This is a genomic window from Arthrobacter sp. LAR12-1-1.1 (assembly GCF_040676555.1).
In the GTDB taxonomy this organism is placed as follows: Bacteria; Actinomycetota; Actinomycetes; order Actinomycetales; family Micrococcaceae; genus Arthrobacter.
Window position 1 is genome coordinate 1 of the sequence record NZ_JBEGIG010000032.1, and the last position, 1,251, is coordinate 1,251.

The 1,251-nt window shown below is 66.6% G+C and carries 1 protein-coding gene; it reads right to left on the reverse strand.

Features of this window, described 5'->3' with window-relative positions; all coding sequences use genetic code 11:
* Position 1 precedes the first annotated feature (1 nt).
* Positions 2-1,188, reverse strand: a protein-coding gene (locus MRBLAR12_RS16185) for an IS3 family transposase (protein ID WP_364747136.1) whose coding sequence is annotated in 2 segments (ribosomal slippage) — positions 2-918 and positions 918-1,188 — 1,188 coding nt in all. Because the reading frame shifts where the segments join, the coding sequence is not laid out codon by codon here.
* Positions 1,189-1,251: the final 63 nt, after the last annotated feature.

The window sequence follows — 1,251 nt, forward strand, 5'->3', positions numbered from 1 at the left end:
TCTACGCTGCCGCGGGCGGCTGCTGGTAACTGTAGTGGACCTCGTTGGGGTAGCGGTAATCCAGGGCGGAGTGCCGGCGCCGGCTGTTGTAGAAGCCCTCGATGTAGCGGATGACATCCCGCCTGGCCTGGGCCTTGGTGGCGTAGACAGTGCGGTACACGCGCTCGTTCTTCAGCGCCGAGAAGAACGTCTCCGCGGCGGCGTTGTCCCAGCACACCCCGGTGCGGCCCATCGAGGAACGCATGCCCAGGCCCGCCACGAGGGCCCGGAAGGATGCGGAGGTGTATTGGCTGCCCCGGTCCGAGTGCCAGATCGCGCCGGGGCGGATGAGCGTGGATGCCGCGGCGTTCCGGAGCGCGGATTCGACCAGCTCGGCACGCATGTGGTCGGCGACGGCCCAGCCCACGACCTTCTTCGAAAAGCAGTCGATGACCGTGGCCAGGTAGACGAAGCCTTGCCAGGTGTGGATGTAGGTGATGTCGCCGACGAACTTCTCCCCGGGACGGTCCGCGGTGAAGTCCCGGCGCACCAGGTCAGGGATCCTCGCCGCGGCCTCCGCATCCGCCTGCGTGGTGGTGCGGAACGGGCGCGGCTGGCACGGCACCAGGTTGTTGGCACGCATGATCTGGCGGACCAGCTCCGGGGAGCATTCGGTGCCCTCCGCGGCCAGGTCCGCGTGGATCCGCCGGTAGCCGTACGTGCCGTCGGAGGCGGCGAAGAAGTGCTTCACCCGCTCCGTGAGCACGCCCCGGCGCGCCGCGGTGGCCGAAAGCGGGCGGGAGCGCCAGTGGTAGAACCCGGACCGGGACACCCCGAGCCAGCGGCACATCTTCACCAACGCCGGAACCTCCGGCGACCGGGTCTGGGAATCGATGAATTCATACTTCGCCACTACCGTGGCTCCCGCGCGAAGTATGCAGCGGCTTTTTTCAGGAACGCAGCCTCCGCACGCAGCTCCTGGTTCTCCCGCTCCAGCTCCATCAGCCGGGCCCGCTCCGAGCCCGTCAGCGGAACCTCGGTGCCCGTGGTGTCGTGTTCCTGCCGGTACTTCTTCAGCCAGTTACGCAGCGTCTCGGCACCGACCCCGTACGAGTCGGCGACGGACTTGATCGTTTTCGAAGTCGAGACGACTTCCTCGCACAGCTGGTCCTTGAACTCCTGGCTGAACCGGCGACGTGATGCAGGCATTCTGCACATTCCTCATTTCAGTAGTCCCCCGATTTTAAGGGGGTCCACTGTCCGAGAACTCCG